This window comes from Streptomyces collinus Tu 365 (assembly GCF_000444875.1).
Lineage (GTDB): Bacteria > Actinomycetota > Actinomycetes > Streptomycetales > Streptomycetaceae > Streptomyces > Streptomyces collinus_A.
Map to the genome: position 1 here is coordinate 5,669,787 of NC_021985.1, position 25,458 is coordinate 5,695,244.

Here is a 25,458-nt window from a genome sequence, read left to right on the forward strand (position 1 = left end):
CAGTACGACGGGCGTGCGGGGGACCGCGCGGAAAACGAGGGTGGGCGAGAACCATGGACGTGATGCCGCTGCTGTTGCTGGTGGCGGGCAGTGCGGTGGTCGCCGCGGCGGCCCGCCGCGGACCGGTGCCGGCGCCGCTGCTGCTGGTCGCCGTCGGCCTCGCGGTCTCCTACGTGCCCGGGGTGCCGGACTACGAACTCGACCCGGAAGTGGTACTCCCGCTGCTGCTGCCCCCGCTGCTGTACACCTCGGCCACCGACAGCTCCTACCTCGACCTGCGGGCGCAGCTCAGACCGGTGGCCCTGCTCTCGGTCGGCTACGTGCTCTTCGCGACCGTGGTCGTCGGATGGGCCGCCTATGTGATCATCCCGGGAATGCCGCTGACCGCCGCGCTGGTGCTCGGCGCCGTGGTGGCCCCGCCGGACGCGGTGGCCGCCACGGCGGTCGCCCGCCGGGTCGGTCTGCCGTCCCGGATCACGACGATCCTCCAGGGCGAGTCCCTGCTGAACGACGCCACCGCGATCACCGCCTACAAGGTCGCCCTCGCCGCCGCCGTCGGCGCGGCCGCCACCTGGGCCGGCGGCATCCGCGAGTTCCTGTTCGCCGCCGTAGGCGGCGTCGGCATCGGGCTCGTCCTCATGGCGCCCCTGCACTGGCTGCGCACCCACCTCAGGGAACCGCTCATCCAGAACACCCTCTCGCTGCTGATCCCGTTCGTCGCCTACGGCGTCGCCGAGCAGCTGCACGCCTCCGGGGTCCTCGCGGTCGTGGTCGTCGCCCTGTACCTCGGCCACCGCGCGTGGGAGGTCGACTTCGCCACCCGGCTCCAGGAGGAGGCGGTGTGGAAGATGGTCGCCTTCATCCTGGAGTCGGCCGTCTTCGCCCTGATCGGCCTCCAGCTCCCGGTCGTCCTCAAGGGCCTCGGGCACTACGCGGGTGCCGAGGCGACCTGGTACGCGGTCGTCCTCTTCCTCGTCGTCGTCCTCGCCCGGTTCGCGTGGGTGTACCCGGCGACCTTCCTGCCGCGCCTGTCGGCGCGCGTCAGGGAGCGCGAGGAGGACCCCACCTGGCGGGGAGCGATGGTCATCTCGTGGGCCGGGATGCGCGGCGTGGTCTCGCTGGCCATCGCCTTCTCCATCCCGGCGGCCGTGAAGGGCGGCGGTGCCTTTCCGCAGCGCAACCTGATCCTCTTCCTGACCTTCACCACCGTCATCGGCACCCTGGTCCTGCAGGGGCTGACCCTGCCCCCGCTGATCCGCCTGCTGAAGTTCCCCGGCCGCGACCGGCAGGCCGAGACGCTGGCCGAGGCCAACGCCCAGGCCCAGGCGTCCCGGGCCGCCGAGAGCCGCCTGGAGGAGCTGCTCTCCGACGAGCGCAACGCCCTGCCCCCGCCGCTCGCCGATCGCCTGCGCACGGTCCTGGAGCGCCGGCGCAACGCCGTCTGGGAACGGCTCGGCCAGGTGAACCCCGTCACCGGCGAGTCCGTGGACGACACCTACCGCCGGCTGTCCCGCGAGATGATCAGCTCCGAGCGCGAGGTCTTCGTCCGGCTCCGCGACCACCGCTACATCGACGACGAGATGCTGCGCGCGCTGCTGCGCCGGCTCGACCTGGAGGAGGCGGCGGCCTACCGCGAAGCCGCGTAGCGCAGGCCGGCGGTCCCCTGGGGTCGTCCGGGCCGGCTGTCAGGCGGCGGGGAAGGGCCGGCCGGTGACGACCGCGGCGACGGCCGTACCGCGCGGGAAGGCGCCCTCCTCGGCCAGGGCGACAAGTCCCCAGAGCAACTTGGCGACATAGAGACGTTCCACCGGCAGCCGGTGCCGCTGTTCGAAGTCCTCGGCGAAGGAGTCGAGTTCGGGGCCGGTACGGGCGTAGCCGCCGAAGTGGAAGCGGTCGTCCAGGGACCAGGCGCCGGTGCGGGAGCCGAAGGCGCGCTCCTGGAGGGCCGTCACCTCGCCCTCCAGGAAGCCGCCCCTGAGCACCGGGACGCCGAGCGCGCGCTGCCCCGCGTCCAGTCCGGCGGCGAGTCCGGCGAGCGTGCCGCCGGTGCCGCAGGCCACCGCCACGACGTCGGCACGGCCGCGCAGCTCCGCGCCGAGGTCACGGCAGCCGCGCACCGCCGCGGTGTTGCTGCCGCCCTCCGGGACGACGTACGCCTCCTCCGCGCCGGCCGCCCGCAGCAGCGCGGCCAGGGTCTCCGGCTCGTCCTTGCGCCGGTACGCCGACCGGTCGACGAAGTGCAGCCGCATGCCGTCGGCCGCGCACCGGGACAGCGACGGGTTGAGCGGGCGGTCCGCCAGTTCGTGGCCGCGCACCACGCCGGTGGTCGGCAGCCCGAGCAGCCGGCCCGCCGCCGCGGTCGCCCGCAGGTGGTTGGACCAGGCACCGCCGAAGGTGACCAGCGGCCGGCCTCCCGCCGCCGCCAGGTTCGGCGCCAGCTTGCGCCACTTGTTGCCGATCAGCTCGGGGTGGATGAGGTCGTCCCGCTTGAGCAGGAGACGCAGGCCGCGCCGGTCGAACCGGTCGTCCCGTATCTCCTCCAGGGGCGACGGCAGACGCGGGGCGAGCTGGCCGGGGCTGGTCACGCACCCATTGTCGCCCGGGCCCCGGCTACCCCTTCAGCCGCTCCCCGACCCGCTCGCGCAGCCAGGCCATCGAGAAGCCACGCGGGTCGACCTTGCCCGGCTGCCACTCCCGGTGGCCGATGACCGACCGCTCCGTCCAGCCGTGGGCACGGCACACGGCCGCGGCGACCCGCTCGATCGCGTCCAGCTGCTCCTCGGGCCAGGGGTCCTCGCCGTCCCCCAGGTTCTCGCACTCGAAGCCGTAGAAGTGGCGGTTGCCGTCGGTGTTGGCCTCGTTGTCCGGCGGCAGCCGCTTCTCGGCGATCACGGCGCGCAGCACGTCGTCGTCGCCGAGGCCCGCGTGGTTGGCGCGCCCGTAGCCGACCAGGTGGACCGTGCCGTCCTTGGTGATCACGCCGTGGCACAGCGGGCCCGGCAGCTCGGGGAACCCGTCCCGGCAGATCTCCACGGTGCGCGCGCTGCCGTGGGTCGCGGTGTGGTGGATCATCACGCCGTGCACGGGGCCCCAGGGCCCCTTGTGGTTGCGGTTGTGGTGCCGCCAGTCGCCGACCTCGACGACGGTGACGCCTTCCGCGCGAAGCGCGTCCAGAAATCCGCTCGCGGACAGGGGAGGGGCCATGGCCGGCTCCTTCGTGCTGTGCCCGGTGACCGCCGGTCGCGGCCCCGTCGTACCGGAGCTTCTACCGAAAACGGACGTCCCGGCCTACATCGTTCGCACGCTGAGCGAGCCGATCCGGACAGGTCACGCACCGTGGCCGGTACTGGACAAGGTCCCTCTTTCTGCCCACTAATGCGATGATCCATTCCCCCTCTTTCGGGTAATGGCGTGGTCGCTCTCCGTACTGGAAGGCTCGACCGCGAGACCGGTGTGCGATGCGGCGCCGGGCATACAGGAGAGGGCATTTTCTTATGTCGGTAGGCGAAGAGGTCCGCACGGAGCAGGGCAAGCCCCAGCAGTCTCTCGGCACGGCGGCTGCGCGGAACCTGGCCACCACGACCAAGTCCGTCCCGCAGATGCAGGAGATCACCTCCCGCTGGCTGCTGCGGACCCTGCCCTGGGTCGACGTGCAGGGCGGCACGTACCGGGTGAACCGGCGTCTGACGTTCGCCGTCGGCGACGGCCGTATCACCTTCGTCAAGACCGGGGACCAGGTGGAGGTCATCCCGGCCGAACTCGGCGAGCTGCCGGCCCTGCGGTCGTACGAGGACGACGAGGTGCTCACCGAGCTGGCCCGGCGCTGCCGGCAGCGGGAGTTCGCGCCCGGCGAGCTGATCGCCTCCTTCGGCAGCCGGACCGACGAGGTCCACCTGCTGGCGCACGGCAGGGTCGAGAAGATCGGCACCGGCCCGTACGGCGACGACGCGGTCCTCGGTGTCCTCGCCGACGGCGCCTACTTCGGCGAGGCGGCGCTGCTGGACCCGGACGCGATCTGGGAGTACACGGCCCGCGCGGACACCGCGTGCACGGTGCTGACCCTCAGCCGCCAGGACTTCGAGCAGGTCGCCGAGCGCTCCGACTCGCTGCGCGACCACGTCCACGAACTGCGCTCGATCCCCGAGCAGCGGACCAACAAGTACGGCGAGAAGGAGGTCGAGCTGGCGGCCGGCCACAGCGGTGAGCCGGACATCCCGCACACCTTCGTCGACTACGAGGGCCGCCCCCGCGAGTACGAACTGAGCATCGCCCAGACGGTGCTGCGCATCCACTCGCGCGTCGCCGACCTCTACAACCAGCCGATGAATCAGACCGAGCAACAGCTGCGGCTCACCGTCGAGGCGCTGAAGGAGCGTCAGGAGCACGAGCTGGTCAACAACCGGGACTTCGGGCTGCTGCACAACTGCGAGTACGACCAGCGGCTCCAGCCGCACGACGGTGTGCCCAGCCCGGACGACATGGACGAGCTGCTCAGCCGCCGCCGCGGCACCAAGCTGTTCCTGGCCCACCCGCGCGCGATCGCCGCGTTCGGGCGCGAGCTGAACAAGCGCGGACTCGTCCCGGAGACCGTCGAGATCGGCGGCAACCGCATCCCGACCTGGCGCGGTGTGCCGATCTACCCGTGCAACAAGATCCCCGTCACCCCGGAGCGCACGACCTCGATCATCGCCATGCGTACCGGCGAGGCCGAGCAGGGCGTCGTCGGGCTCCGGCAGTCCGGCATCCCGGACGAGATCGAGCCGAGCCTGTCCGTCCGGTTCATGGGCATCAACGAGCAGGCCGTCATCAACTACCTGGTCACGGCGTACTACTCGGCGGCCGTCCTGGTGCCCGACGCCCTCGGTGTGCTGGAGAACGTCGAGATCGGCCGGTGGAGGTGACCTTTCCGCACGTCACGGCCGTGTCCCCGCCCTCCGGGGCGGGTGCACCCCCGGGGTGTGCGGCCGGCCGCAGCGGAAGCGGCGCCGTCCGCGCACTGTACGAGGGGGGCCCATGACCGACTTCATGACGGGGACCAGACAGCGTGCGCCCGCCGCGCGCGAGCGGCGGGGGGCCGTGGGGGACGCCGGACCCGCCCCGCTCGACGGACAGGAGGCGGCGGCGCTGCTGGAGCGGACCCGGGCCCTGGTCGACCCGGCGCTGCGGGCGGCCCTCGACTCTCTGCCCGGCGCCATGCGGCGGATCGCGCTCTACCACTTCGGCTGGGAGCAGGCCGACGGCACACCGGCGGCGGGCAACGCGGGCAAGGCCATCAGACCGGCGCTCGTCCTGGCCGCGGCCGGCGCGCTCGGCGGGTCCCGGGCGAGGACGGCGGCGGTCCGGGCGGCCGCCGCCGTCGAACTGGTCCACAACTTCTCGCTGTTGCACGACGACGTGATGGACCGGGACACCTCCCGCAGGCACCGGCCCACCGCCTGGACCGTGTTCGGTGAGGCGGACGCGATCCTCGCCGGTGACGCCCTGCAGGCGCTGGCCCTGCGCCTGCTCGCCGAGGACCCGCACCCGGCCGCCGGGCCGGCCGCCGTGCGGCTCGCCGACTGCGTCGTCGAGCTGTGCGAGGGCCAGCACACGGACACGGCAATGGAGCGCCGCGCCCCGGACGAGGTCACGCTCGACGAGGTGCTCGCCATGGCCGAGGCGAAGACCGGCGCGCTGCTGGGCTGTGCCTGTGCCCTGGGCGCCCTGTACGCCGGCGCCGATGAGGAGGATGTGGCGGCGCTCGACGGATTCGGCCGCCAGGCCGGGCTCGCGTTCCAGCTGATCGACGACGTCATCGGCATATGGGGCGATCCGCGGCGCACCGGCAAGCCGGCCGGCGCCGATCTCGTGGTCCGCAAGAAGTCGCTTCCGGTGGCGGCGGCCCTGGCCTCCGGCACCCCGGCGGCGGCCGAACTCGCCGCGCTCTACGGCACCCCGTACGCCGCGGGAAGCGCCGGGGACGGCGGTGAGATCACGCGGACGGCCCTGGCCGTCGAGCGGGCCGGCGGCCGGGACTGGGCGCAGACGGAGGCGGCCGACCGGATGGCCCGGGCGATGCAGGAGCTGGCCCGCGCCGTCCCCGCGCCGGAGGCGGCGGGCGGCCTGCTGGCCCTGGCCGAGTTCGTGACCCGGCGCAGCACTTAGGTCCCCTGCTGCGCTTCCCACGGCCCGGCGCCGGTCCCTGACGCCCGGTTCCGGCGCCGGGTCCTGACGCCTGGTTCCGGCGCCGGGTCCTGACGCCTGGTTCCGGCGCCGGGTCCTGACGCCTGGTTCCGGCGCCGGGTCCTGACGGTTCCCAACCGATCCGTTCCTGCCCGGCCTGGTCCGTTTTCTGGCCCGGCCTTGCCTGGCCTGCATTGGACCTAGCTCGGCCTGGCCCTGGCCTTGCCTGGCCCCGGCCTAGCTCGGCCTGGGCCGGCCTGGCCTGGATCGGGCCCCCTGCCCGGCCTGGCCCCCGCCTTGCCCGGCCTGGCCCCCGCCTTGCCCGGCCTGGCTCGGGCCTGGACCGGCCTACGCCGACCGGGATCGGGCCCAGCCCGGCCCGGCCTGGCCGGAACTAGCAGGACCCTGGACCGCCGTCGGCCGGCGGCGCGGTGACTGGGGCCGCCGCGACTGTGACGCGGTGGCCGCGGCCCCCGCCGGCGGCCGGCGGACGAGGACCCCGGAGCCACCGGGGGTGTGCGGCTCCTGACCCCGCGCACCCACCGGTGGTTCCGGCCCGACCGGCCCCGCGCGTCCCTACAGCACGCGGGGCCCGCCGCACGTTCCGGCCCGACGGGTCCTGCGCGTCCCCACGGCACGCGGGGCCCGCCGCACGTTCCGGCCCGACGGGTCCTGCGCGTCCCCGCAGTGCGCGAAGCCCGCCGCACGTTCCGGCCCGAGCGGCCCCGCAGTGCGCGAAGCCCGCCGCACGTTCCGGCCCGAGCGGCCCCGCGGGTCCCCGCAGTGCGCGGGCCCCCTACGTCCGGGCCGGGGGCGGCTACCCGGCGGGGACGATCGTCCTGACGATCGCCTCGACCAGGCCCTCCGGGACCCGCATGCCCGGCAGGGCGTCGTCCAGGACCCCGGGCAGGGTGAGGTGCTCCACGATGAGCCCGAGCATGGCCAGGTAGAGCACGGTGACGGTCTCGTCCCCGCCGGGCAGGCCGGTCTGCCGGTGGAACTCCATGCCCCCTTCCAGGTCCCCGCGCACCGACCTGGTGAGGGAGGCCCGCAGCTCGGGCCGGCGGGTGGCCTCCAGGCGCATCTCCAGCAGGGCCAGATGGCCGGACCGGTCGCGCGTGGCGCGGTCCATGAGGTCACGCATGAGGGCCATGACCAGCGAGCGGTCACGGGGGCCCGCCAGCAGCCGCCCCAGCACCTCGGGGTCGGGCGCGAGCCGCACATGCAGCCGGGCGTCGATCTGGCGCAGCAGGTCGTCGCGGCCGGTGAAGTAGTTGGAGGCGGTGCCGGTGGGCACCCGCGCCTCGGTGTCCACCGCGCGGAACGTCAGACCGCGCGCGCCCTCCCGCGCCAGTACCGCGATCCCCGCGTCCACCAGAGCGGCCCGCCGTTCCGGATTGCCCGCCATGCGGAACCCCTTCTCCCACTTCTCCCCGATGCCGACGACATCGCGAGAACAGCTTGCCACCACTACGGCTGTAGTACTACAACAGAACCACTACAACCGGAGTGGTCAATCGGCCGTCCGGCGGTCGACGAAAGAGACCCTGGCTTGCGAAAGCTCACGTACTTCATCGCCTGCTCGCTCGACGGCTTCATCGGCGACGAGCACGGCGACGCCTCCGCGATGCTCCGCTTCCTCGACGAGGAGTACCTCGACTTCCTGAAGACGGAGTTCCCGGAGACCCTGCCCACCCACAGCAGAGTGCCGCTGGGCGCGGGCGACCTGGAGAACAAGCGGTTCGACACCGTCCTCCAGGGCCGGGGCAGTTACGAACTGGCCCTCAAGGAGGGCATCACCAGCCCCTACGCCCACCTGCGCGAGTACGTCGCCTCGCGCACCCTGGGCGCCTCGCGCGATCCGAACGTCGAGATCATCGACGACGACCTGGTCGGCCGGGTGCGCCGGCTCAAGGCGGAGGACGGCGGCCTCGGCATCTTCCTGTGCGGCGGCTCGCAGGTCGCGGGCGCCCTGCTCGACGAGATCGACGAACTCGTCATCAAGACCTACCCGATCGTCTACGGCAAGGGGATGCCGATGTTCGCCACCGGCCTCGACATCCAGGAGTTCGGCCTGGACGCGGTGCGCCGGTTCGGCAACGGGGCGCTCGTGCGGACGTACCACAGGAAGCGCTGAGCCCCCGGCCGCCCTACCCTGAGGACATGGACAGGGAGGACCACGTCTGTCCCGTCTGCGGACAGTCCGTCGACACGGTCGTCGGGCGGCACAAGACGCTGGGTGCCTGGGTCCCCGTGTGGCGGCCCGGCCCGTGCCGCAACCCCGACTGCGCGGCCCACGGGGGTCCGGCCGAGCGGGCCGTGCGGAGCGAGCCCGGTGTCCCGGCCCCCGGCGCCGGGGCGGCACCTCCCGGCGAGTGAGCCGCGGACGGCTCCCGACCGGGCGGTCCTGGCCGGCCGGGACCGCGGTGTGCCGCGTGGCCCGGCCGAGGCTCTAGCGTGGCCGCATGCCGAAACTGCCGCACATCGTCCACATCACCGAGCGCTCCCTGTGGGAGGCCGCGCGCGAGGCCGGTACCTACGAGGTGTCCACCCGCGGCCGCACCCTCCAGGAGGAGGGCTTCATCCACTTCTCCACCCGCGAGCAACTCCCGCGCATCGCCGCCCTCCTGTACGGCGACTACGAGGGGCCGGACGAACTCGTCGTGCTGGTCGTGGACCCCGCGCTGCTCGGCGTGCCGGTGCGGTACGACGCCATGCCGCCGCACGGCGAGGAGTTCCCGCACGTGTACGGTCCGGTGCGGGTCGACGCCGTCGTGGACGTCGAGCCCTGGGGCTGACCGGGCCGGCCGGGCGGCGTGTTCACGCCGTGGGCAGCCCGCCGGTCCCCGGATCCCGGCCGGTCAGGCAGTAGACGCCGCCGGCCGGGTCGCGCATCACCGTCCAGTGCGGGCCCCGGCCGACGACCGTGGCGCCCAGCCGCTCGTGCCGGGCCCGGGTCGCCCCGATGTCGGCGCAGGCGAGGTCAGGATGGGCGGAGGGCGCACGCTCGTCGTCGAGCCGCTGCAGCAGGATCCGGACCGGCAGGCCCGCCGGCGGCCTCAGCACACGGAACTCGGGCCGGGAGGCGGCCGGCGACTCCCAGCCGGTCAGCGCCGCCCAGAAGGCGGTCTCCGCGTCGTACACGGAGGGCGGGACGTCCAGGCACACCTGGTCCAGGCGGCTGCCCTCGACCACGGGCGGCCGGACCGCCTCGCCCCGCCAGGCCCCCACGCAGAACGGCTGCCCGCCCGGCGAGCGGAGCACGGCCCAGTCGCCGTGGTCGGCGGCCGTCGCCGCGCCGAGTCCGGTGGCCATGGCCAGGAACGCCCGTACGTCCTCGACGGAGAAGTCGAGATGGGCCCCGCCCGCGCCGTCGAGGACCCCCTGAAGCTTCAGGCAGGGGTCGGCGCCGTCCGACAGCAGTGTCACGAACTCCTGGTGCTCGCCCCGGAATCCGGAGAGCCGGGCGCCCGTGACGGCCGTCCAGAAAGCGTGGGCCTCGGCGAACCGGCCGAGCGGCCGGTCGACGAAGGCGTAGGTCCAGCGGATCGTGTTCATGACCGGATGGTAGGCAGCCGCCCACGCCCCCGGGCGGGCAAATGATCAGCGGTAGGTCAGGCCGCCGGTCGCTCCGCGGGGCGCTGGAGGAAGCGCAGCATGTTGCCGGCCGGGTCCCGGAAGGCGCAGTCACGCACCCCGTACGGCTGGTCCGTCGGCGCCTGGAGCACATCACCGCCGGCCTCACGGACCCGTTCGTACAGCGCGTCGCAGTCGGTGGTGGTGAAGATGACCCCGCGCAGCAGGCCCTTGGCGAGCAGCTCGGCGATCGCCTGCTTGTCGGCGGCGGAGATGTCCGGGCTCGCGCCCGGCGGCTCCAGCACGATCTCCACGTCCGGCTGCAGCGGCGAGCCCACGGTGACCCACCGCATGCCCTCGAAGCCCACGTCGTTGCGGACCTCCATGCCGAGCACCTCGCAGTAGAAGTGGAGCGCCTTGTCGTGGTCGTCCACGGCGATGAAGCACTGCTTCAGTTTCAGATCCATGGCCTCACGCTAGGCCGGGCCGGGCCGGCGTGCCCTCCCGATGCCCGGTCCGGTCAGTACGGGCGGCGGCGGGGGCGGGTGAGGGAACGGGCCACGCAGGACGGGATCACCGCGCTCTCCTCGTGCGAGCCGGCCCGGTAGGCGCTCGGAGTCTGGCCGACCAGCTCGGTGAACCGGGAGCTGAACGAGCCGAGCGAGGTGCAGCCGACGGCGAAGCACACCTCGGTGACGGAGAGCTCGCCGCCGCGCAGCAGCGCCTTGGCGCGCTCGACCCGGCGGGTCATCAGATAGCTGTACGGCGTCTCGCCGTACGCCTTGCGGAAGCTGCGCTGGAAGTGGCCCGGTGACATGTGGGCGCCGCGGGCCAGCTCGGCCATGTCGAGCGGCTCGGCGTACTCGCGGTCCATGCGGTCGCGCACCCGGCGCAGCCGTACCAGGTCCTCCAGGGTCATGCCCCTCAGCCTGTCACGTCCGGCGGCCGGACGGAGGGGGTCCGCTCACGCCAAGGGCCGCGCACGTCAAGGGGCCCGCGCACGTCAAGGGGCCCGCGCACGCCACGGGGGCCCGGCCGGATGTCCGGCCGGGCCCCCGTCGGGGAGAAGCGCCGTCAGGCCTTCTTCGTCTCCCAGAAGATCTTGTCGATCTGGGCGATGTAGTCCAGAGCCTTCTGGCCCGTCGCCGGGTCCGTGGACGCCTTGGCGGCCGAGAGGGCCTTCAGGGTGTCGTTGACCAGCTGGTGCAGCTCCGGGTACTTCTCGAAGTGCGGGGGCTTGAAGTAGTCGCTCCAGAGCACGGAGACGTGGTGCTTCGCCAGCTCGGCGCGCTGCTCCTTGATGACGGTGGCACGCGCCTGGAAGTGCGGGTCGTCGTTGCCGGCCATCTTCTCCTGGACAGCCTTGACCGACTCCGCCTCGATGCGGGCCTGGGCCGGGTCGTACACACCGCAGGGCAGGTCGCAGTGCGCGCTGACCTTGACCGTGGGGGCAAACAGGCGGGAAAGCATGGAGCATTCCTTCCTCGTGATCGTCTTCTCAGGTGCGACATTACTCCCTGGGAGACATGTTTTCCTGAGTGCCCCCTAGGGCTTAGGACAAAAGTCCAGGGTCAGACTGAGACTGGTGGAGGAACGGACCGGGGAGGTGCCGGTGATGCCGGAGCTGTCGCAGGAGACCGAGCGGGGGAGGGCCGGGGCGCCGTTCGGGCTGGCCGAGGTGACCGGACCGTCCATGGTGCCCACGCTGCACCACGGGGACCGGCTGCTGCTGCAGTACGGGGCGGCGATCAGGCCGGGGGACGTGGTCGTCCTGCGTCATCCCTTCCAGCAGGACCTGCTGGTCGTCAAACGCGCCGTGGAGCGGCGCGAGGGCGGCTGGTGGGTGCTCGGGGACAATCCGTACGCGGGCGGGGACAGCACGGACTACGGGGTGGTGCCCGAGGAACTGATCCTCGGCCGGGCGTGGCTGCGCTACCGGCCGCTCAAGGACGGTCAGCGCTCGCCGCTCGCGCTGGCCCGCTGGGTGCTCGGCGCTGCCAGGCCGCTGCTGCCCGACCGGTCGGCCTCCAGGCGCTTGCGGGCCCGGTAGGCGGCCACGTTGGCGCGGGTCGCACAGCGGTCCGAGCAGTAGCGCCGGGAGCGGTTGGTGGACGTGTCGAGGTAGGCGTTGCGGCAGGGCGCGGCCTGGCACAGGCCGAGCCGGTCTACGCCGTACTCGGTCAGGTGGAACGCGAGGCCCATCGCCGCGATGGCCGCGTAGCCGGCGGTGGCGTTGGACGGGTGGTCGGCCAGGTGCATGTGCCACAGCGGGCGGCCGTCCTCGTCCCGGTGGTCGTGGCCGGAGATCTGCGGGCTCACCGGGAACTCCAGCAGCAGGGAGTTCAGCAGGTCCACGGCGAGGGTTTCGTCGCCCTGGTCGGCCGCCTCGAAGACGCCCCGCAGGCGGCCGCGCACCGAGCGGAAGCGGGTGACGTCGGCGTCGGTGGCGCGGCGGGCCGCCGACGCGTTGCCGCCGAACAGGTCGCGGACGGCCTCGACCGAGGTCAGGGAATCCTTGCCGCGGACCGGTTCCTCGCTGTTGACGAGCCGTACGGCGTAATCCGAGTAATAGGCCAGTTCCACTTGTAGTCCTTACGAGGGCGCTCTATGGTCGTGTCTGCGGTCGGGTAACAGCCGGTCGTGCTTCCAGGGTATTACGCGGACGTGAGGAGACGGGGCTTCCATGACGACCGGTACCGGGACGGACTGGGCCGCCTGGCAGGAGAGCTGGGACCGGCAGCAGGAGTGGTACATGCCGGACCGCGAGGAGCGGTTCCGGATCATGCTCGACATGGTCGAGGCGCTCGTGGGCACCGCCCCGCGCGTGCTCGACCTGGCCTGCGGCACCGGCAGCATCACCGCCCGGCTGCTGGCCCGGTTCCCCGCGGCCACCAGCACCGGGGTGGACCTCGACCCCGCGCTGCTCGCCATCGCGCGCGGCACCTTCGAGGGCGACGACCGGGTCTCCTTCGTCACCGCCGACCTCAAGGACCCCGACTGGCCGGCGCTGCTGCCGTACGACTCCTACGACGCGGTCCTGACCGCCACGGCCCTGCACTGGCTGCACAGCGAACCCCTCGCGGCCCTCTACGGTCGGGTCGCGGGGCTGGTCCGCGACGGCGGTGTCTTCATGAACGCGGACCACATGATCGACGAGAGCACGCCGCGGATCAACGCGGCGGAGCGGGCGCTGCGACATGCCCGTATGGATCAGGCCAAACGGGACGGGGCCCTGGACTGGGCCGAGTGGTGGCAGCTCGCGCAGGCGGACCCCGTCCTGGCCGGGCCCACCGCCCGCCGCTTCGAGATCTACGGCGAGCACGCCGACGGGGACATGCCCTCCGCGAGGTGGCACGCCCGGGTGCTGCGCGAGCGGGGGTTCGCCGAGGCCCGGCCGGTGTGGTGCTCACCGTCGGACACGTTGCTGCTCGCGCTCAAGTAGCACGCGAGAGGGGCGGTACGAGGATCCTCGTACCGCCCCTCTCGCAGGGGTCCTACAGCACCTTGGACAGGAACGACTGCGTCCGCTCGTGCTGCGGGTCCGTCAGCACGTCGCGCGGATGGCCGGATTCGACCACGACGCCGCCGTCCATGAACACCAGGCTGTCGCCCACCTCGCGGGCGAAGCCCATCTCGTGGGTGACGACGACCATCGTCATGCCCGACTCGGCGAGGTCGCGCATGACGTCGAGGACGTCACCGACCAGCTCCGGGTCGAGGGCCGAGGTCGGCTCGTCGAACAGCATCAGCTTCGGGTCCATCGCGAGCGCCCGGGCGATGGCCACGCGCTGCTGCTGGCCGCCGGAGAGCTGGGAGGGGTAGTTCCCGGCCTTGTCGGCCAGGCCCACCCGCTCCAGCAGCTGCATGGCGCGCTCCCTGGCCTGGCTCCTGCTGACGCCCTTGACCTGGACCGGCGCCTCGACGACGTTCTCGGCCGCGGTCATGTGCGGGAACAGGTTGAAGCGCTGGAAGACCATGCCGATGTCCCGGCGCTTGAGCGCGACCTCGCTGTCCTTGAGCTCGTACAGCTTGTCGCCCTTCTGGCGGTAGCCGACCAGCTCGCCGTCCACGTACAGCCGGCCGGCGTTGACCTTCTCCAGGTGGTTGATGCACCTCAGGAAGGTGGACTTGCCGGAGCCGGAGGGGCCGATGAGGCAGAACACCTCACCCGCCTTGACCTCCAGGTCGATGCCCTTGAGGACCTCGACGGGCCCGAAGGACTTGTGCACGCCCTCGGCCTTGACCATCGGGACGGTGGAGTGCCGCGCCACGGAGTCCGTGATCGTCTTGTCGGTCATGCCGTGACCTTCCTGCTCGAGAAGGTCGTGAGGTGCGCCCTGACCTTCTGCCACGGGGTGGGCGGCAGGCTGCGGCTGGAGCCACGTGCGTAGTACCGCTCGATGTAGTACTGGCCGACGCTGAGGATCGACGTCATGATCAGGTACCAGGCCGCGGCCAGGAAGTACATCTCCACCGGGGCGCCCGAGTTCTGCCCGATGTCCTGGGCGTAACGGAACAGCTCCGGGTACTGGACGGCCGCCACGAGCGAGGTCGTCTTCAGCATGTTGATCACTTCGTTGCCGGTCGGCGGCACGATCACCCGCATGGCCTGCGGGATGACGATGCGGCGCAGCGTCTTGCCGTGGCTCATGCCCAGCGCGTGGGCCGCCTCGGTCTGGCCCTCGTCCACCGCGAGCAGACCGGCCCGGCAGATCTCGGCCATGTACGCGGCCTCGTTCAGGCCCAGGCCGAGCAGTGCCGTCAGCAGCGGCGTCATGAAGTCGGACCAGTAGTCCTTGTAGATCGGACCCAGGTTGATGTACTCGAAGACGAGGCCCAGGTTGAACCACAGGAACAGCTGCACCAGGACCGGGGTGCCGCGGAAGAACCAGATGTAGAACCACGCGATCGACGAGGTCACCGGGTTCTTCGACAGGCGCATCACGGCGAGGCCGACGCCGCCGAGGATGCCGATCACCATCGACAGGACCGTCAACAGGAGGGTCTTGCCGACACCGGTCAGGATCCGGTCGTCGAAGAAGTAGTCCGGGACCGCGTGCCAGTTGATCTTGCCCTGGCCGAACGCGTAGACGATCGCCACGAGGATCGCGATCGCGATGACGGCGGTGACGTACCGCCCGTAGTGGCGGACCGGGATGGCCTTGATGGCCTCCGGGCCGGCCGGCGGGGCGGCCGCCGGTTCCGCCGTCTTCTTCATGTCAGTCACGGGTGTTGCCTTCCAGTGGCCGCTCGGGATCCGCGGGTCACTTGCCGCCGTTGACGGCGGACTCCTTGACGGCGCCGTCCTCGGCGCCCCACTTCTCGAGGATCTTCTGGTAGTCGCCGTTCTTGATGATGGCGTTCATGGCCGCCTGGAGGGCGTCGCGCAGCTGCGTGTCGTTCTTGGCCACGGCGATGCCGTACGGAGCCGCCTCGACCTGGTCGCCGACGACCTGGAAGTCCTTGCCGCCACCGGAGGTCTTCACCGCGTACGCGGCGACCGGGAAGTCGGAGGAGGCCGCGTCCACGCCGCCCGAGCGCAGACGGGTCTGGGACTGCTGGTCGTCGTCGAACGGCTCGATGGTGAGCTTCTTGCCCCCGGGACACTTCTTGGCCTCCTGCTTGGCCAGGTCCTCGGAGACGGTGCCGCGCTCGACGGCGAGCTTCTTGCCGCACAGGTCCGACCAGGACGTGATGCCCTTGGTGTCGCCCTTGCGCGTGTAGATGGAGACACCGGCGGTCAGGTAGTCGACGAAGTCGACGCCCTCGCCGACCTTCTTGCCGGTGTCCGGGTCGACGCCCTCCTGGCGGTTCTTGTTGTCCGTCATCGCCGACATCGCGATGTCGTAGCGGCCGGAGCGCAGACCGGTGAGCAGGGCGTCGAAGGTGCCGTTCTCGAACGTGAGCTTCACGCCGAGCTGCTTGCCCATCGCGGCGGCCAGGTCGGGGTCGAGACCGACGACCTTGCCGGAGGAGTCCTTGAACTCCACCGGGGCGTACGCGATGTCCGAGCCGACCTTGATCTCGCCCTTGTCGCGGATCTCCTTGGGGAGCTTGCCGGCCAGCGGTGCGGTGCCGGTGGACGCACTGCCGGAGTCGTTGTTCTTGTTCTTGGTCTGGTCACCGCAACCGGTGAGCAGCAGGGCTCCGGCGACCGCGATCGCACCGACCGCGGCCAGACGGGAGTGCGCGGTCCTACGACGGGTGGAGCTTGCGGTCATCGTGGTTCCTCCGGCGAATGGGAGAGGTGCCGATGGGTCGACGGAAACACACACCATCGGGTGTCGCGACCTCGTGGGTTTACGGCATCTTGCCATTCGGACTACGCCATTCGAGGGCGTCGCTATGTCAAAATCGGATAACGGGTGACCCCCGAACCCGATCAGGTCCTGTTACGACGGGCCATCAGACCCGCAGATCTGCGGAAATCCATCAGCGAAGCCGGAAAACCTTCGGGCCATCTCACGATGTGGTCCCTGGTGTGGCGTTGTCGACCGCCCTCGTAGTTACCGACCGGTCACGACGGCGGTGTGCCCGCGTCAGCCGCGTGTCACCGGGGTGTGGCGTTCTGGTCAGTGATGTGACCTTGCACCTAATGGACTCGTCGTGACCGCCGTCCGTCCGGTAAGAAGGTTCTTTACACCCCTCATCCGGGGCTCAGGGCGCGTGTGCGGCGCGCCCGTCGCTTCGGTCCGTACGTATCAGCTACCGGGACCGACGCGGTGCCCGCCCACCCCTCACCAGGAGTGGTCGACCCTCAAACCATGCATACCTAAGGGGTACAACAAAGTGGCAGCGGAGATCGTCAATCCTCGCAGCGACAGCGGCACGGATCAGGACGGGGCCGAGCCCCTCGATTCCTTCGATCCGGCGTTCGCGCTGCACCGTGGCGGCAAGATGGCTGTGCAGGCCACCGTGCCGATCCGCGACAAGGACGACCTTTCCCTCGCGTACACGCCCGGCGTCGCTCGCGTGTGCACCGCGATCGCGGAACAGCCGGAGCTTGTCAACGACTACACATGGAAGTCCTCCGTGGTCGCCGTCGTGACCGACGGCACGGCCGTGCTCGGACTCGGGGACATCGGTCCCCAGGCCTCCCTCCCCGTGATGGAGGGCAAGGCGATCCTCTTCAAGCAGTTCGGCGGCGTGGACGCGGTGCCGATCGCGCTCGACTGCACGGACGTCGACGACATCGTCGAGACCGTGGTCCGGCTCGCTCCCTCGTTCGGCGGAGTGAACCTGGAGGACATCTCGGCGCCCCGGTGCTTCGAGATCGAGCGCCGGCTGCAGGAGCGCCTCGACATCCCGGTCTTCCACGACGACCAGCACGGGACGGCGGTCGTGACGCTGGCGGCGCTGCGCAACGCGGCGCGGCTGAGCGGACGGGAGATCGGCCAGCTCCGGGCCGTCATCTCGGGCGCCGGCGCGGCCGGTGTGGCCATCGCCAAGATGCTGGTCGAGGCCGGCATCGGCGACGTGGCCGTGGCGGACCGCAAGGGCGTCGTCTCGGCCGACCGCCAGGACCTGACGCCGGTCAAGCGCGAGCTCGCCGGCTTCACCAACAAGGCGGGCGTCACCGGTTCGCTGGAGGACGCCCTCGCGGGCGCCGACGTCTTCATCGGCGTCTCCGGCGGTACGGTCGCCGAGTCCGCGGTCGCCTCCATGGCGAAGGGCGCCTTCGTGTTCGCGATGGCCAACCCGAACCCGGAGGTGCACCCGGAGGTGGCGCACCGGTACGCGGCGGTCGTCGCGACCGGGCGTTCGGACTTCCCGAACCAGATCAACAACGTCCTCGCCTTCCCCGGCATCTTCGCCGGCGCGCTGCAGGTGCGGGCCACCCGCATCACCGAGGGCATGAAGATCGCCGCCGCCGAGGCGCTGGCGTCCGTCGTGGGCGACGACCTCGCCGCCGACTACGTCATCCCCTCGCCGTTCGACGAGCGGGTCGCTCCCGCGGTGACCGCGGCCGTGGCGGCTGCCGCCCGCGCCGAGGGGGTCGCCCGCCGCTGACGCGGCGCGTCGCCGGTATCGCGCGAACGGCCCCGTCCCCCCGCGGACGGGGCCGTTCGCGTGTCCCGCCCCGTGTCCGCTTCCCGGTTCGCGTCCCTCCGTCGGGTGCACTGCGCCGCACGGGTGCCGTCACGCAAGAGGGCATGTGTCACAGCCCCCTGCGGTTTCGTCCGCTGCACGGCGCACCTATCGTCGAGCCCATGTTCGCTGCCTACGCCGCCCGAATCGACCGCGACCAGCCGCTGACCGGACTTGAGTTGGGGGAGCGCCCGGCTCCCGAGGCCAGGCCCGGCTGGAGTACCGTCACCGTGCGGGCCGCCTCCCTCAACCACCACGACCTGTGGTCCCTGCGCGGCGTGGGCCTCGCAGAGGACAAGCTGCCGATGATCCTCGGCTGCGACGCCGCCGGCGTCGACGAGGACGGCAACGAGGTCGTCCTGCACTCCGTCATCGGCCAGACCGGCCACGGAGTCGGCCCGAACGAGCCGCGCTCCATCCTCACCGAGCGCTACCAGGGCACCTTCGCCGAGCAGGTCGCCGTGCCGACCTGGAACATCCTGCCCAAGCCCAAGGAGCTGTCCTTCGCGGAGGCCGCCTGTCTGCCGACGGCCTGGCTGACCGCGTACCGGATGCTCTTCACCAACGCCGGTGTGCGGCCCGGTGACTCGGTCCTCGTGCAGGGCGCGGGCGGCGGTGTCGCCACGGCCGCGATCGTGCTCGGCAAGGCGGCCGGCCTCAGGGTCTTCGCCACCAGCCGGGACGAGGCCAAGCGCAAGCGGGCCGTGGAGCTGGGCGCGGTCGAGGCGGTGGAGCCGGGGGCCCGGCTGCCGCAGCGGGTGGACGCCGTCATCGAGACCGTCGGCGCTGCCACCTGGTCCCACTCGGTGAAGTCGCTGCGTCCCGGCGGCACGGTCGTCATCTCCGGCGCCACCAGCGGTGACCGGCCCTCGCACGCCGAGCTGACCCGCATCTTCTTCCTGGAGCTGAAGGTCGTCGGCTCCACCATGGGCACCAAGGAGGAGCTGGAGGACCTGCTGTCCTTCTGCGCCGCCACCGGGGTGCGGCCCGTCATCGACGAGGAGCTGCCGCTCGACCGGGCCCGCGAGGGCTTCGAACGGCTGGCGTCGGGTGAGCAGTTCGGCAAGATCGTGCTGACCAACGGCTGACCGACGGCTGACCGACGACTGACCGGCCGAGCCGGGACGGACCACCGGTCCGGCCCGGCCGTGCGCGGCGGGTCAGACCTTCGGGCCGCGCAGTATCGCCCCGATGTGGGCGGCCGCCGCCGACAGGTGGCGGCGGGCGTCGCGGACCTGGTCGTCGCTGACGCCGTGGTCCCGGGCGGCGTCCCGGATGCCGTCGCGGAAGCGGTCGAGCAGCCGGTCGAGGTCGCGGGCCGGGTCGCCGGTGGTCTCCTCGTGGGCCCAGGCCGGCTCGTACTCGGCGGGGAAGTCCTCCGGGGCGGAGAGGTAGTCGGGTCCCGTCGCGGGGGCGGACTTGCGGGGGCCGCCGGCCGGCTCCCCGGAGGCGCGGCCGAAGCCCCGGTCCCTGCCGAACTCCTTGCCGTAGTCCTTGCCGAACTCGCCGAACTCCTTGGCGAGCTCGGTCAGGCCCTCGCGCACGCCGGTCGGCCAGTCGCCGCGGGTGAAGTGGTCCTGTACGCGTTCCTGGACCCGGCGGGCGATGCGCTGCACCTCCTCCTGGGCCTGCGCCCGTGCCCGTGCCTGGGCCTCCTGTGCCTGGTGGCGGGCCCGCTGGGCCTCCTCGCGGGCCCGGCGGCTCTCGTCCTTGGCGCGGCGGGCCTGCTCCTTCCACTCCTGCTTGGCCCGGCGCATCTCCTCCTTGGCCGCGCGCCACGCCTCCTTGTCGCCGAGGTCGCCGAACTCCCCGAAGGGGCCTGTCCGGTCGCCGCCGGCCGTGGCACCCCGGCGGGCCTCGGAGGCGGCCGCCCGCACCTCGCGCCGCAGGTCGCCGGCGGCACCGCGCACGTCCGCCCTTATCTCCGCGGCCAGTTCGGCCACCGACTCGCGGATCTCCAGCTCCAGGTCGGCCAGCTCACCGCTGCGGTCGGCCAGCTCGGCGCGGCCGGCGTCGGTGATCGCGTACACCTTGCGGCCGCCCTCGGTGGTGTGCGTGACCAGGCCCTCGGCCTCCAGCTTGGCCAGCCGGGGGTAGACCGTGCCCGCCGAGGGGGCGTACAGGCCCTGGAAACGCTCCTCCAGCAGCCTGATCACCTCGTAGCCGTGGCGCGGGGCCTCGTCGAGCAGCTTGAGCAGGTAGAGGCGGAGGCGGCCGTGGGCGAAGACGGGGGGCATGTCAGAGCACCTTCTTGTCGGTCGTGCCGTCGGCCGGGTCGCGGGTGGCGTCGGCGCCCTGGCCGGTGACGGAATTGTCCCCCGAAGAGGTCCCGGGCCCGGTCGCCGGGTCGGGTGCCGGCGCCGGTGCGGCGTCCGTGGTGGGACCGGACTCCCAGGCGGCGGCCGGTTCGTCCTCCCCCGGCGGGCGGCGCAGTAGGGCGATCGAGCCGGAGACCGTGGTGGCCCGCAGCTTGCCGTTGCCGTCGCCGAGGCGGCCGGTGATCTTGTGGGCGCCCCACTGGCCGTGCACCCGCAGTCCGTCGAAGGCGTTGGAGATGGTGCCGCTCGCGGTGTTGGCCTCCACCTCCGCGTCGGCCGGGTGCGGCAGCCGGATGGCGATCTCGCCGGAGACGCTGGTCAGCCGGACGTCCGTGGGGCCGTCCGGGTCCAGATCGATGATCATGGAGCCGCTCACGGAGTCGGCGCGGACGGCTGAGCCCGAGCCCTCGACCACGGTCAGGTCGCCCGAGACCGAGTTGAACCGCAGGTCGCCGGTGACGGCCTGGGCCTCCAGATTCCCCGAGACGGTGTCGGCGCGGACCGGCCCCGACAGCCCCACCAGGGTCGTGTCGCCCGTGACCCCCTTGACCACGGCCGGGCCGCTGATGCCGGAGACGACCGCACCGGCGCCGACCACGCCCACCTCCACGCGCGTGTCGGCGGGGACCGCGAGCGAGACCACGGCGCTGCGCCGCCAGCCCTTGCGGTCGAGCCACTTGAGGAAGCCCTTCCAGGGCAGGTCGTCGTAGGCCACCGTCAGGGTGCCGCCCTGCTGGGTGACCACCAGGGGTGGCCCCTCGATGTCCGTGACCTCCATGCGGGCGGAACCTTCGTCGGTGCCCACGACGTTCACCGTTCCGTTGACGATGCGCACGTGCAGGTCGCTCACCGGAGTGTCGAAGGTGAGCTTCCTGGGCTCGGCGACGGACCACTCGGACATGGGGAGCCTCCTCGGCCGGACACGGTCGCGACCATCGCGACACGCCATATCGCGTCTTCCGTGAAACACGATATATCGTGGTCACGGAAAGTCAAGGCACCTGTTCGTGCGACGGGCGGCCGTCCGTACCACCCGCGCCGTTGCATACGCTGGTGCCGGACCATCCACCGCGCCGCCCGTCGCACGACCGGGGCGCGGACGGCACGCAGGCGGACACGCAGGAGAGGCAGCCATGTACTTCACCGACCGCGGGATCGAGGAGCTGGAGAAGCGGCGCGGCGAGGAAGAGGTCACCTTCGAGTGGCTTGCCGAGCAGCTGCGCACGTTCGTGGACCTCAACCCCGACTTCGAGGTGCCCGTCGAGCGGCTCGCGACCTGGCTCGCCCGGCTCGACGACGAGGACGACGAGTAGTCCCGGCGGCCCGGGCGGCCCCGCCCGCAACGGCGATCATCAGCCGTATCGTCCGTCGGCCCTCCCTCTCCGCTTTCTCCGGCGTTAGCCTTCTCCTCCCATTCCAGCGAACGGGGGCGTCATGGGTGGAGGGCTCGAACGCGTACGGCTGGACGACGGGACCGTCGTCTGGGCGAGGATCGGCGGGACCGGCGAGGAGGCCCCGGACGAGGGCGGGTACTGGGACACCGGCCTCGGCGACCGGGTCATCGGCATGGCGGGCGGCCTGGCCGGCACGGTCGGGGGCGTCGTGCGCTCCCTGCGCGCCGGTCTGGACACACCCACCCCGGTCGAGGTGTCCGTCAGCTTCGGGATCGAACTGACGGCGCAGTCCGGCACGGTCGTGAGCGCCATCGCCGGGGGTGGCGGCACGTCCTCCCTGACGGTGTCCCTGACCTGGACCGAGCCGGCCGCGGCCGGGGGCGGCACGGACCCCGCCGCACCCGGGGGTTCCGTCGTACCGCCCAGGTCCCCGGCCCCCGGCACCACATGAGCGCCTTCGACGAGTTGGTGCGCCCCTCGCTCGCACGCATCGGCGCACCGGGTGACGGGTATGCAACGGACCGTGACGCCTACTGGGGGTCGGGGTTCTTCGTCGCCCCGGGCTGGCTGTTGACCTGCGCCCACGTCGTGGGGAAGGGGGGAGCCGCGGTGTGCCGAGGGGAGAACGCCCTGCGGGTGACCTGGGAGGAGCGCACCACCACCGGTGACCTGCGAGAGCGGACCGGCACCGGGACCGCCGTCCTCCTCGCGCCCCGGCCCGGGCCCGGCGAGCCGCCGCGCGACCCCTGGCCCTTCCCCGACCTCGCGCTCGTCCGGGTCGCCGGCGCCGACGACGTGCGCTGCCTGTGGCTGAGCGACCGGGAACCCGCCGCCCGCACCCCCGTCGGGCTGTACGGCTGGTCCGTACAGACCGGTGAGCTGGGCGTCCGGCACGGCACCGGAGAGCTCACGGGCTCCGACGCACGGGCGCTGCTGCTGGGCGGAAGCCTGCCGATCGGCGGACTGTCCGGCGGGCCCGTGCTCGACCTGCGGTACGGCGCGGTCGTCGGCGTGATCAAGGGCCGCCGGCGCGAGGAGGGCGTCGCCGTCCCGGTCACCGCGCTGCACGGACTGCCCGACCCGCGCGCGGGCCGCGCCGGGACGGACGTCCTGCGCGAGGTGCTGCGCGCCCACGACCTGCACCACGTCCGCCTCCTCGACGACCCCTCGCCGTACGGCCACTGGACCGCCCTGCAGGCCGGACTGCCCGCGCTCGCGCCCCCGGTCACCGGCGTCGGCGCCGAACCGCGCGCCCGGCTCTACGCCCACCTCGCCGAACTGCCGCCGCCCGCCGGGGCGGGCGAGGTCGTCCACCTCGTGGAGGAGGTCAAGGAACAGGTGCGCGGCGAGCGGCTGCCCTCGCTGGTGCTGCGGGACGTGCGGACCTGGCGCGAGGGCGCCGCGCTGCTGCACGGGCTGCGCACCCTGGAACCGGGCGGCGGCGGCACACTGGTGGACCTCGACGCCGTCCTGCTGTACGCGGCCAAGGCGGTCCGCAGGGCCGTGCGCGACCACCCCGGGGCCGTGGCCCCCGCGCGGCTGAGCGCGTTCGTCCACTGGCTCGCCGGCCAGGCCGACGGCCACCGGCACTGGGCGGTCGGCGAGGCCGTCCGGGCCCTGCTCGAAGGGATCGACGCCCCCGCGGGCGACGGCCTCCGCCTCGCCGCACCACCGGCCGCACCGCCGGCCGCGGCACCGCCCGGCACCCGCACGGACGTCCTCGTCACGGTCGGCGCGCCCATGTACGACGGGCGCCACCCCTGGACCGTGCAGCTCATCCACGACGGCCTCGACGTCACCCCGGTCGACGCCGACGACCGCGGGGCGCGGCCCGAGGACCTGGCGGGGGCGCTGCGCGCACCGCTCGCGCGGGCGCTGGGCCAGGGCGACCACGACGAGCACCTGGCGGCGATCGAGGTGTTCCTGCCCCGCGCCCTGTTCGACCTGCCGGTGGACGAGTGGCAGCTGCTCCCCGACACCCCCGCCCCGCCGGACCCCGCGCACGGCTCGGGCGGGTGGACCGCCGCCGGCGGCGGAGGCGAGGCGGCCTTCGGCGCCGACGGCGGCGGTGACGCGGGCTTCGGCGCCGACGGCACCGGTCTCGGCCTCGGCATCGACGACGACGACTTCGTCGACGAGCGGTCCATGCCGCTCGGGATGCGCAGGAGCGTCGTCATACGGGACGTGCGGCGCAACGCGCGGCCGCCCGCCCCCGAGTGGCGCAAACGATGGCGCGGCGCGGTCCGCGGACCGCTCGCGCACGAACCGCTGCACGGCCGCTCCCCGGCCGAGGGCCACCTCGCCCAGGTCCGCCCCTCGGGCCGCTACCCGTACTACGGCGCCCTGTCGGCGATGGACGACACCTCCGTCCCGGTCTACTGCGGTCCCGTCGGCAGCGGGGAGGGGCAGGCGGCGATGAAGGACGCCCTCATGGCCGGCCACTCGGTGGTGCTGTGGCGGCGCGACCGGCACGACCACGACGAGTGCCGGGACTTCCACCGGCAGGTCGCCCGTGTGCTGGGGACGGCCCGCACGGCCGAGGGGCTGCACGAACAGGTGCGCGACCTGCGGATCAGCCTCTACGACCCGGACAGCGCCCGGGAGCGGGGCCTGCGCGGGAAGCTGGGGGTCCTCGTCGACCCGCCCGACCGTCCGCCGTACGCCGCCGAGACGATGCGACCACCACCGCTGTCCGCGCCCGGAGGCTGACCGGCCCGACGGTCGGCCCCGCCCGCCGCCGTCGGCCGGACACCCCGTCAACCCGCTTGCCTCGCAAGGCTGTTCGGAGGTCCGGAAGTGAACGCCGGGCGCTTCGAACCTCGGCAGACACGGTCGCCTGACGGTAGCCTCGTACGTCGGACGGCCGGGTCCGCTGCATGATCACCAGAGCCGGGAGGAGCCCAAGGTGAACGACTGGCGGATCTACCGCGGAGTGGGCCAGCCGCACGACGGCATGCTGCGGTTGCCGGCGCCGCCGCCCTGGCGCGACTTCGCCGCCGCACGGGACGGCGAGGAGGCCGGCCCCGAGGACCCCAGCAGCGCCCGCCGGCTCGGCGTCCGCCGCCGCATGGTCGAGAACTACGCGCCCCGGCCGGCCGAGGTGGACGCGGTCAACGCGGCCCTCTATCTGCGCCGCCCCCTGCTGGTGACCGGCAACCCGGGCACGGGCAAGTCGACGCTGGCGTACGCCATCGCCCACGAACTCGGCCTCGGCAAGGTGCTGCGCTGGCCCATCGTCAGCCGCACCGGCCTCCAGGACGGCCTGTACCGGTACGACGCCATAGGCAGGCTCCAGGACGTCCAGCTGGAGCGGGCCCGTGGCGCCGAGGGGGCGACGGCCGCCCCCGGCATCGGCTCCTACATCCGGCTCGGCCCGCTCGGCACCGCGCTGCTGCCCGCCGCGCGGCCCCGCGTGCTGCTCATCGACGAACTCGACAAGAGCGACCTCGACCTGCCCAACGACCTGCTCAACACCCTGGAGGAGGGCGAGTTCTCGATCCCCGAGCTGGAACGGCTCGCGGACCGCGAACCCGTCGTCGAGGTGCTCACGCACGACGGCGACCGGGTCCCCGTGCACGGCGGCCGGATCGCCTGCACCGCCTTCCCGGTGATCGTCCTGACCTCCAACGGCGAACGCGACTTCCCCGCACCGCTGCTCAGGCGCTGCATCCAGCTCGAACTGGACCCGCCCGGCGAGGAACAGCTCACCGCCATGGTCGAGGCGCACCTCGGCGCGGACGGCGTCAGCGCCGGATCGGACCTCATCCGCAGGTTCCTGGAGCGCGAACCCGGCGAGGTGCTCGCCGCCGACCAGCTCCTCAACGCCCTGTTCCTCACCCGGCACGACCCACGGGCGCAGAGCCTCACCAGGGAACGGATCGCCGAGATGCTCATGCAGCCGCTCGACCGCACGAGGTGAT

The 25,458-nt window shown here is 72.6% G+C and carries 27 protein-coding genes; 14 read left to right on the forward strand and 13 right to left on the reverse strand.

Annotated features, from left to right (window positions below; genetic code table 11):
- Nucleotides 1–53: 53 nt before the first annotated feature.
- Nucleotides 54–1,646, forward strand: a complete 1,593-nt coding sequence (locus B446_RS24790; protein ID WP_020942176.1) for a Na+/H+ antiporter — start codon at nt 54–56, stop codon at nt 1,644–1,646.
- Between the two features lie 39 nt (nt 1,647–1,685).
- Here the strand turns inward: B446_RS24790 and B446_RS24795 are convergent, their stop codons facing one another.
- Complete coding sequence (locus B446_RS24795) at nt 1,686–2,585, reverse strand: 1-aminocyclopropane-1-carboxylate deaminase/D-cysteine desulfhydrase (protein ID WP_020942177.1); 900 nt, start codon at nt 2,583–2,585, stop codon at nt 1,686–1,688.
- Between the two features lie 25 nt (nt 2,586–2,610).
- Nucleotides 2,611–3,204 carry an N-acetylmuramoyl-L-alanine amidase gene (locus B446_RS24800; protein ID WP_020942178.1) on the reverse strand — a complete coding sequence of 198 codons (594 nt, stop codon included), beginning with the start codon at nt 3,202–3,204 and terminating at the stop codon, nt 2,611–2,613.
- Between the two features lie 290 nt (nt 3,205–3,494).
- Between B446_RS24800 and B446_RS24805 the strand changes: the two genes are divergently transcribed.
- Together B446_RS24805 and B446_RS24810 are read left to right on the forward strand one after the other, a co-directional pair.
- Nucleotides 3,495–4,901 carry a family 2B encapsulin nanocompartment shell protein gene (locus B446_RS24805; RefSeq protein ID WP_020942179.1) on the forward strand — a complete coding sequence of 469 codons (1,407 nt, stop codon included), beginning with the start codon at nt 3,495–3,497 and terminating at the stop codon, nt 4,899–4,901.
- Nucleotides 4,902–5,013: 112 nt separating this feature from the next.
- Nucleotides 5,014–6,144 carry a family 2 encapsulin nanocompartment cargo protein polyprenyl transferase gene (locus tag B446_RS24810; protein WP_020942180.1) on the forward strand — a complete coding sequence of 377 codons (1,131 nt, stop codon included), beginning with the start codon at nt 5,014–5,016 and terminating at the stop codon, nt 6,142–6,144.
- Between the two features lie 835 nt (nt 6,145–6,979).
- Here B446_RS24810 and B446_RS24815 read toward each other — a convergent pair.
- Entirely contained in the window at nt 6,980–7,570 is a 591-nt protein-coding gene (locus B446_RS24815; RefSeq protein ID WP_020942181.1) for a TetR/AcrR family transcriptional regulator, read from the reverse strand.
- 144 nt (nt 7,571–7,714) lie between these two features.
- Between B446_RS24815 and B446_RS24820 the strand changes: the two genes are divergently transcribed.
- The 3 genes from B446_RS24820 (at nt 7,715) to B446_RS24830 (ending at nt 8,960) form a co-directional block, all read left to right on the forward strand.
- Nucleotides 7,715–8,299, forward strand: a complete 585-nt coding sequence (locus B446_RS24820; RefSeq protein ID WP_020942182.1) for a dihydrofolate reductase family protein — start codon at nt 7,715–7,717, stop codon at nt 8,297–8,299.
- A 26-nt stretch (nt 8,300–8,325) separates the two neighbouring features.
- Nucleotides 8,326–8,541 carry a hypothetical protein gene (locus tag B446_RS24825; RefSeq protein WP_020942183.1) on the forward strand — a complete coding sequence of 72 codons (216 nt, stop codon included), beginning with the start codon at nt 8,326–8,328 and terminating at the stop codon, nt 8,539–8,541.
- An 86-nt stretch (nt 8,542–8,627) separates the two neighbouring features.
- Complete coding sequence (locus B446_RS24830) at nt 8,628–8,960, forward strand: DUF952 domain-containing protein (RefSeq protein ID WP_020942184.1); 333 nt, start codon at nt 8,628–8,630, stop codon at nt 8,958–8,960.
- A gap of 22 nt (nt 8,961–8,982) precedes the next feature.
- On the opposite strand, the gene B446_RS24835 is transcribed toward B446_RS24830, so the two are convergent.
- The 4 genes from B446_RS24835 to sodN form a co-directional block, all read right to left on the reverse strand.
- A complete protein-coding gene (locus B446_RS24835; protein WP_020942185.1) occupies nt 8,983–9,720 on the reverse strand; it encodes a VOC family protein in 738 nt (245 codons plus the stop codon).
- Between the two features lie 56 nt (nt 9,721–9,776).
- Entirely contained in the window at nt 9,777–10,205 is a 429-nt protein-coding gene (locus B446_RS24840) for a VOC family protein (RefSeq protein ID WP_020942186.1), read from the reverse strand.
- Nucleotides 10,206–10,258: 53 nt separating this feature from the next.
- Entirely contained in the window at nt 10,259–10,657 is a 399-nt protein-coding gene (locus B446_RS24845) for a helix-turn-helix transcriptional regulator (protein WP_020942187.1), read from the reverse strand.
- Nucleotides 10,658–10,812: 155 nt separating this feature from the next.
- Nucleotides 10,813–11,208, reverse strand: coding sequence for a superoxide dismutase, Ni (gene sodN, locus B446_RS24850; protein ID WP_020942188.1), 396 nt, complete (start codon nt 11,206–11,208; stop codon nt 10,813–10,815).
- Between the two features lie 145 nt (nt 11,209–11,353).
- On the opposite strand from sodN, the gene sodX reads away from it, so the two are divergent.
- On the forward strand, nt 11,354–11,788 hold the full coding sequence (gene sodX, locus B446_RS24855) for a nickel-type superoxide dismutase maturation protease (RefSeq protein ID WP_043479053.1): 435 nt from the start codon (nt 11,354–11,356) through the stop codon (nt 11,786–11,788).
- On the opposite strand, the gene B446_RS24860 is transcribed toward sodX, so the two are convergent.
- Complete coding sequence (locus B446_RS24860) at nt 11,692–12,321, reverse strand: CGNR zinc finger domain-containing protein (protein WP_020942190.1); 630 nt, start codon at nt 12,319–12,321, stop codon at nt 11,692–11,694. The genes sodX and B446_RS24860 overlap by 97 nt on opposite strands.
- A 100-nt stretch (nt 12,322–12,421) precedes the next feature.
- On the opposite strand from B446_RS24860, the gene B446_RS24865 reads away from it, so the two are divergent.
- Nucleotides 12,422–13,180 (forward strand): class I SAM-dependent methyltransferase, encoded by a 759-nt coding sequence (locus tag B446_RS24865; protein ID WP_020942191.1) that lies wholly within the window; start codon nt 12,422–12,424, stop codon nt 13,178–13,180.
- Between the two features lie 52 nt (nt 13,181–13,232).
- Here the strand turns inward: B446_RS24865 and B446_RS24870 are convergent, their stop codons facing one another.
- The 3 genes from B446_RS24870 to B446_RS24880 are packed head-to-tail and all read right to left on the reverse strand — an operon-like array spanning nt 13,233 to nt 15,959.
- A complete protein-coding gene (locus B446_RS24870) occupies nt 13,233–14,036 on the reverse strand; it encodes an amino acid ABC transporter ATP-binding protein (RefSeq protein WP_052352183.1) in 804 nt (267 codons plus the stop codon).
- Nucleotides 14,033–14,956 carry an amino acid ABC transporter permease gene (locus B446_RS24875; RefSeq protein ID WP_020942193.1) on the reverse strand — a complete coding sequence of 308 codons (924 nt, stop codon included), beginning with the start codon at nt 14,954–14,956 and terminating at the stop codon, nt 14,033–14,035. Before B446_RS24875 ends, B446_RS24870 begins: the two co-directional genes overlap by 4 nt.
- Before the next feature lie 46 nt (nt 14,957–15,002).
- Complete coding sequence (locus B446_RS24880) at nt 15,003–15,959, reverse strand: ABC transporter substrate-binding protein (RefSeq protein WP_020942194.1); 957 nt, start codon at nt 15,957–15,959, stop codon at nt 15,003–15,005.
- A gap of 568 nt (nt 15,960–16,527) precedes the next feature.
- Between B446_RS24880 and B446_RS24885 the strand changes: the two genes are divergently transcribed.
- Together B446_RS24885 and B446_RS24890 are read left to right on the forward strand one after the other, a co-directional pair.
- Nucleotides 16,528–17,748: an NAD(P)-dependent malic enzyme gene (locus B446_RS24885; protein ID WP_020942195.1), complete on the forward strand. Its 1,221-nt coding sequence runs from the start codon at nt 16,528–16,530 to the stop codon at nt 17,746–17,748.
- Nucleotides 17,749–17,948: 200 nt separating this feature from the next.
- Nucleotides 17,949–18,914, forward strand: a complete 966-nt coding sequence (locus tag B446_RS24890) for a zinc-binding dehydrogenase (RefSeq protein WP_020942196.1) — start codon at nt 17,949–17,951, stop codon at nt 18,912–18,914.
- Nucleotides 18,915–18,986: 72 nt separating this feature from the next.
- On the opposite strand, the gene B446_RS24895 is transcribed toward B446_RS24890, so the two are convergent.
- Together B446_RS24895 and B446_RS24900 are read right to left on the reverse strand one after the other, a co-directional pair.
- Entirely contained in the window at nt 18,987–20,063 is a 1,077-nt protein-coding gene (locus B446_RS24895; RefSeq protein ID WP_020942197.1) for a PadR family transcriptional regulator, read from the reverse strand.
- A 1-nt stretch (nt 20,064) separates the two neighbouring features.
- A complete protein-coding gene (locus B446_RS24900; protein WP_020942198.1) occupies nt 20,065–21,045 on the reverse strand; it encodes a DUF4097 family beta strand repeat-containing protein in 981 nt (326 codons plus the stop codon).
- A gap of 232 nt (nt 21,046–21,277) precedes the next feature.
- Here B446_RS24900 and B446_RS24905 point away from each other — a divergent pair, with 232 nt between their 5' ends.
- From B446_RS24905 to B446_RS24920, 4 genes are all read left to right on the forward strand, one after another.
- Nucleotides 21,278–21,457, forward strand: a complete 180-nt coding sequence (locus tag B446_RS24905; RefSeq protein WP_003992906.1) for a DUF6104 family protein — start codon at nt 21,278–21,280, stop codon at nt 21,455–21,457.
- Nucleotides 21,458–21,578: 121 nt separating this feature from the next.
- Nucleotides 21,579–21,989, forward strand: coding sequence for a CU044_2847 family protein (locus B446_RS24910; RefSeq protein WP_020942199.1), 411 nt, complete (start codon nt 21,579–21,581; stop codon nt 21,987–21,989).
- A complete protein-coding gene (locus tag B446_RS24915) occupies nt 21,986–24,247 on the forward strand; it encodes a trypsin-like peptidase domain-containing protein (protein ID WP_020942200.1) in 2,262 nt (753 codons plus the stop codon). The genes B446_RS24910 and B446_RS24915 overlap by 4 nt, the downstream gene beginning before the upstream one ends.
- Nucleotides 24,248–24,443: 196 nt before the next feature.
- Nucleotides 24,444–25,457, forward strand: coding sequence for an AAA family ATPase (locus tag B446_RS24920; protein ID WP_020942201.1), 1,014 nt, complete (start codon nt 24,444–24,446; stop codon nt 25,455–25,457).
- The last annotated feature ends 1 nt before the right edge of the window (nt 25,458 follow it).

Bases quoted from the DNA above. Each gene is read 5' to 3' on its own strand.
- B446_RS24790 (WP_020942176.1), top strand. From the start codon at position 54: ATGGACGTGATGCCGCTGCTGTTGCTGGTGGCGGGCAGTGCGGTGGTC.
- B446_RS24800 (WP_020942178.1), bottom strand. From the start codon at position 3,204: ATGGCCCCTCCCCTGTCCGCGAGCGGATTTCTGGACGCGCTTCGCGCG.
- B446_RS24805 (WP_020942179.1), top strand. From the start codon at position 3,495: ATGTCGGTAGGCGAAGAGGTCCGCACGGAGCAGGGCAAGCCCCAGCAG.
- B446_RS24810 (WP_020942180.1), top strand. From the start codon at position 5,014: ATGACCGACTTCATGACGGGGACCAGACAGCGTGCGCCCGCCGCGCGC.
- B446_RS24815 (WP_020942181.1), bottom strand. From the start codon at position 7,570: ATGGCGGGCAATCCGGAACGGCGGGCCGCTCTGGTGGACGCGGGGATC.
- B446_RS24825 (WP_020942183.1), top strand. From the start codon at position 8,326: ATGGACAGGGAGGACCACGTCTGTCCCGTCTGCGGACAGTCCGTCGAC.
- B446_RS24830 (WP_020942184.1), top strand. From the start codon at position 8,628: ATGCCGAAACTGCCGCACATCGTCCACATCACCGAGCGCTCCCTGTGG.
- B446_RS24835 (WP_020942185.1), bottom strand. From the start codon at position 9,720: ATGAACACGATCCGCTGGACCTACGCCTTCGTCGACCGGCCGCTCGGC.
- B446_RS24840 (WP_020942186.1), bottom strand. From the start codon at position 10,205: ATGGATCTGAAACTGAAGCAGTGCTTCATCGCCGTGGACGACCACGAC.
- B446_RS24845 (WP_020942187.1), bottom strand. From the start codon at position 10,657: ATGACCCTGGAGGACCTGGTACGGCTGCGCCGGGTGCGCGACCGCATG.
- sodN (WP_020942188.1), bottom strand. From the start codon at position 11,208: ATGCTTTCCCGCCTGTTTGCCCCCACGGTCAAGGTCAGCGCGCACTGC.
- sodX (WP_043479053.1), top strand. From the start codon at position 11,354: ATGCCGGAGCTGTCGCAGGAGACCGAGCGGGGGAGGGCCGGGGCGCCG.
- B446_RS24865 (WP_020942191.1), top strand. From the start codon at position 12,422: ATGACGACCGGTACCGGGACGGACTGGGCCGCCTGGCAGGAGAGCTGG.
- B446_RS24870 (WP_052352183.1), bottom strand. From the start codon at position 14,036: ATGACCGACAAGACGATCACGGACTCCGTGGCGCGGCACTCCACCGTC.
- B446_RS24875 (WP_020942193.1), bottom strand. From the start codon at position 14,956: ATGAAGAAGACGGCGGAACCGGCGGCCGCCCCGCCGGCCGGCCCGGAG.
- B446_RS24880 (WP_020942194.1), bottom strand. From the start codon at position 15,959: ATGACCGCAAGCTCCACCCGTCGTAGGACCGCGCACTCCCGTCTGGCC.
- B446_RS24890 (WP_020942196.1), top strand. From the start codon at position 17,949: ATGTTCGCTGCCTACGCCGCCCGAATCGACCGCGACCAGCCGCTGACC.
- B446_RS24895 (WP_020942197.1), bottom strand. From the start codon at position 20,063: ATGCCCCCCGTCTTCGCCCACGGCCGCCTCCGCCTCTACCTGCTCAAG.
- B446_RS24900 (WP_020942198.1), bottom strand. From the start codon at position 21,045: ATGTCCGAGTGGTCCGTCGCCGAGCCCAGGAAGCTCACCTTCGACACT.
- B446_RS24905 (WP_003992906.1), top strand. From the start codon at position 21,278: ATGTACTTCACCGACCGCGGGATCGAGGAGCTGGAGAAGCGGCGCGGC.
- B446_RS24910 (WP_020942199.1), top strand. From the start codon at position 21,579: ATGGGTGGAGGGCTCGAACGCGTACGGCTGGACGACGGGACCGTCGTC.
- B446_RS24915 (WP_020942200.1), top strand. From the start codon at position 21,986: ATGAGCGCCTTCGACGAGTTGGTGCGCCCCTCGCTCGCACGCATCGGC.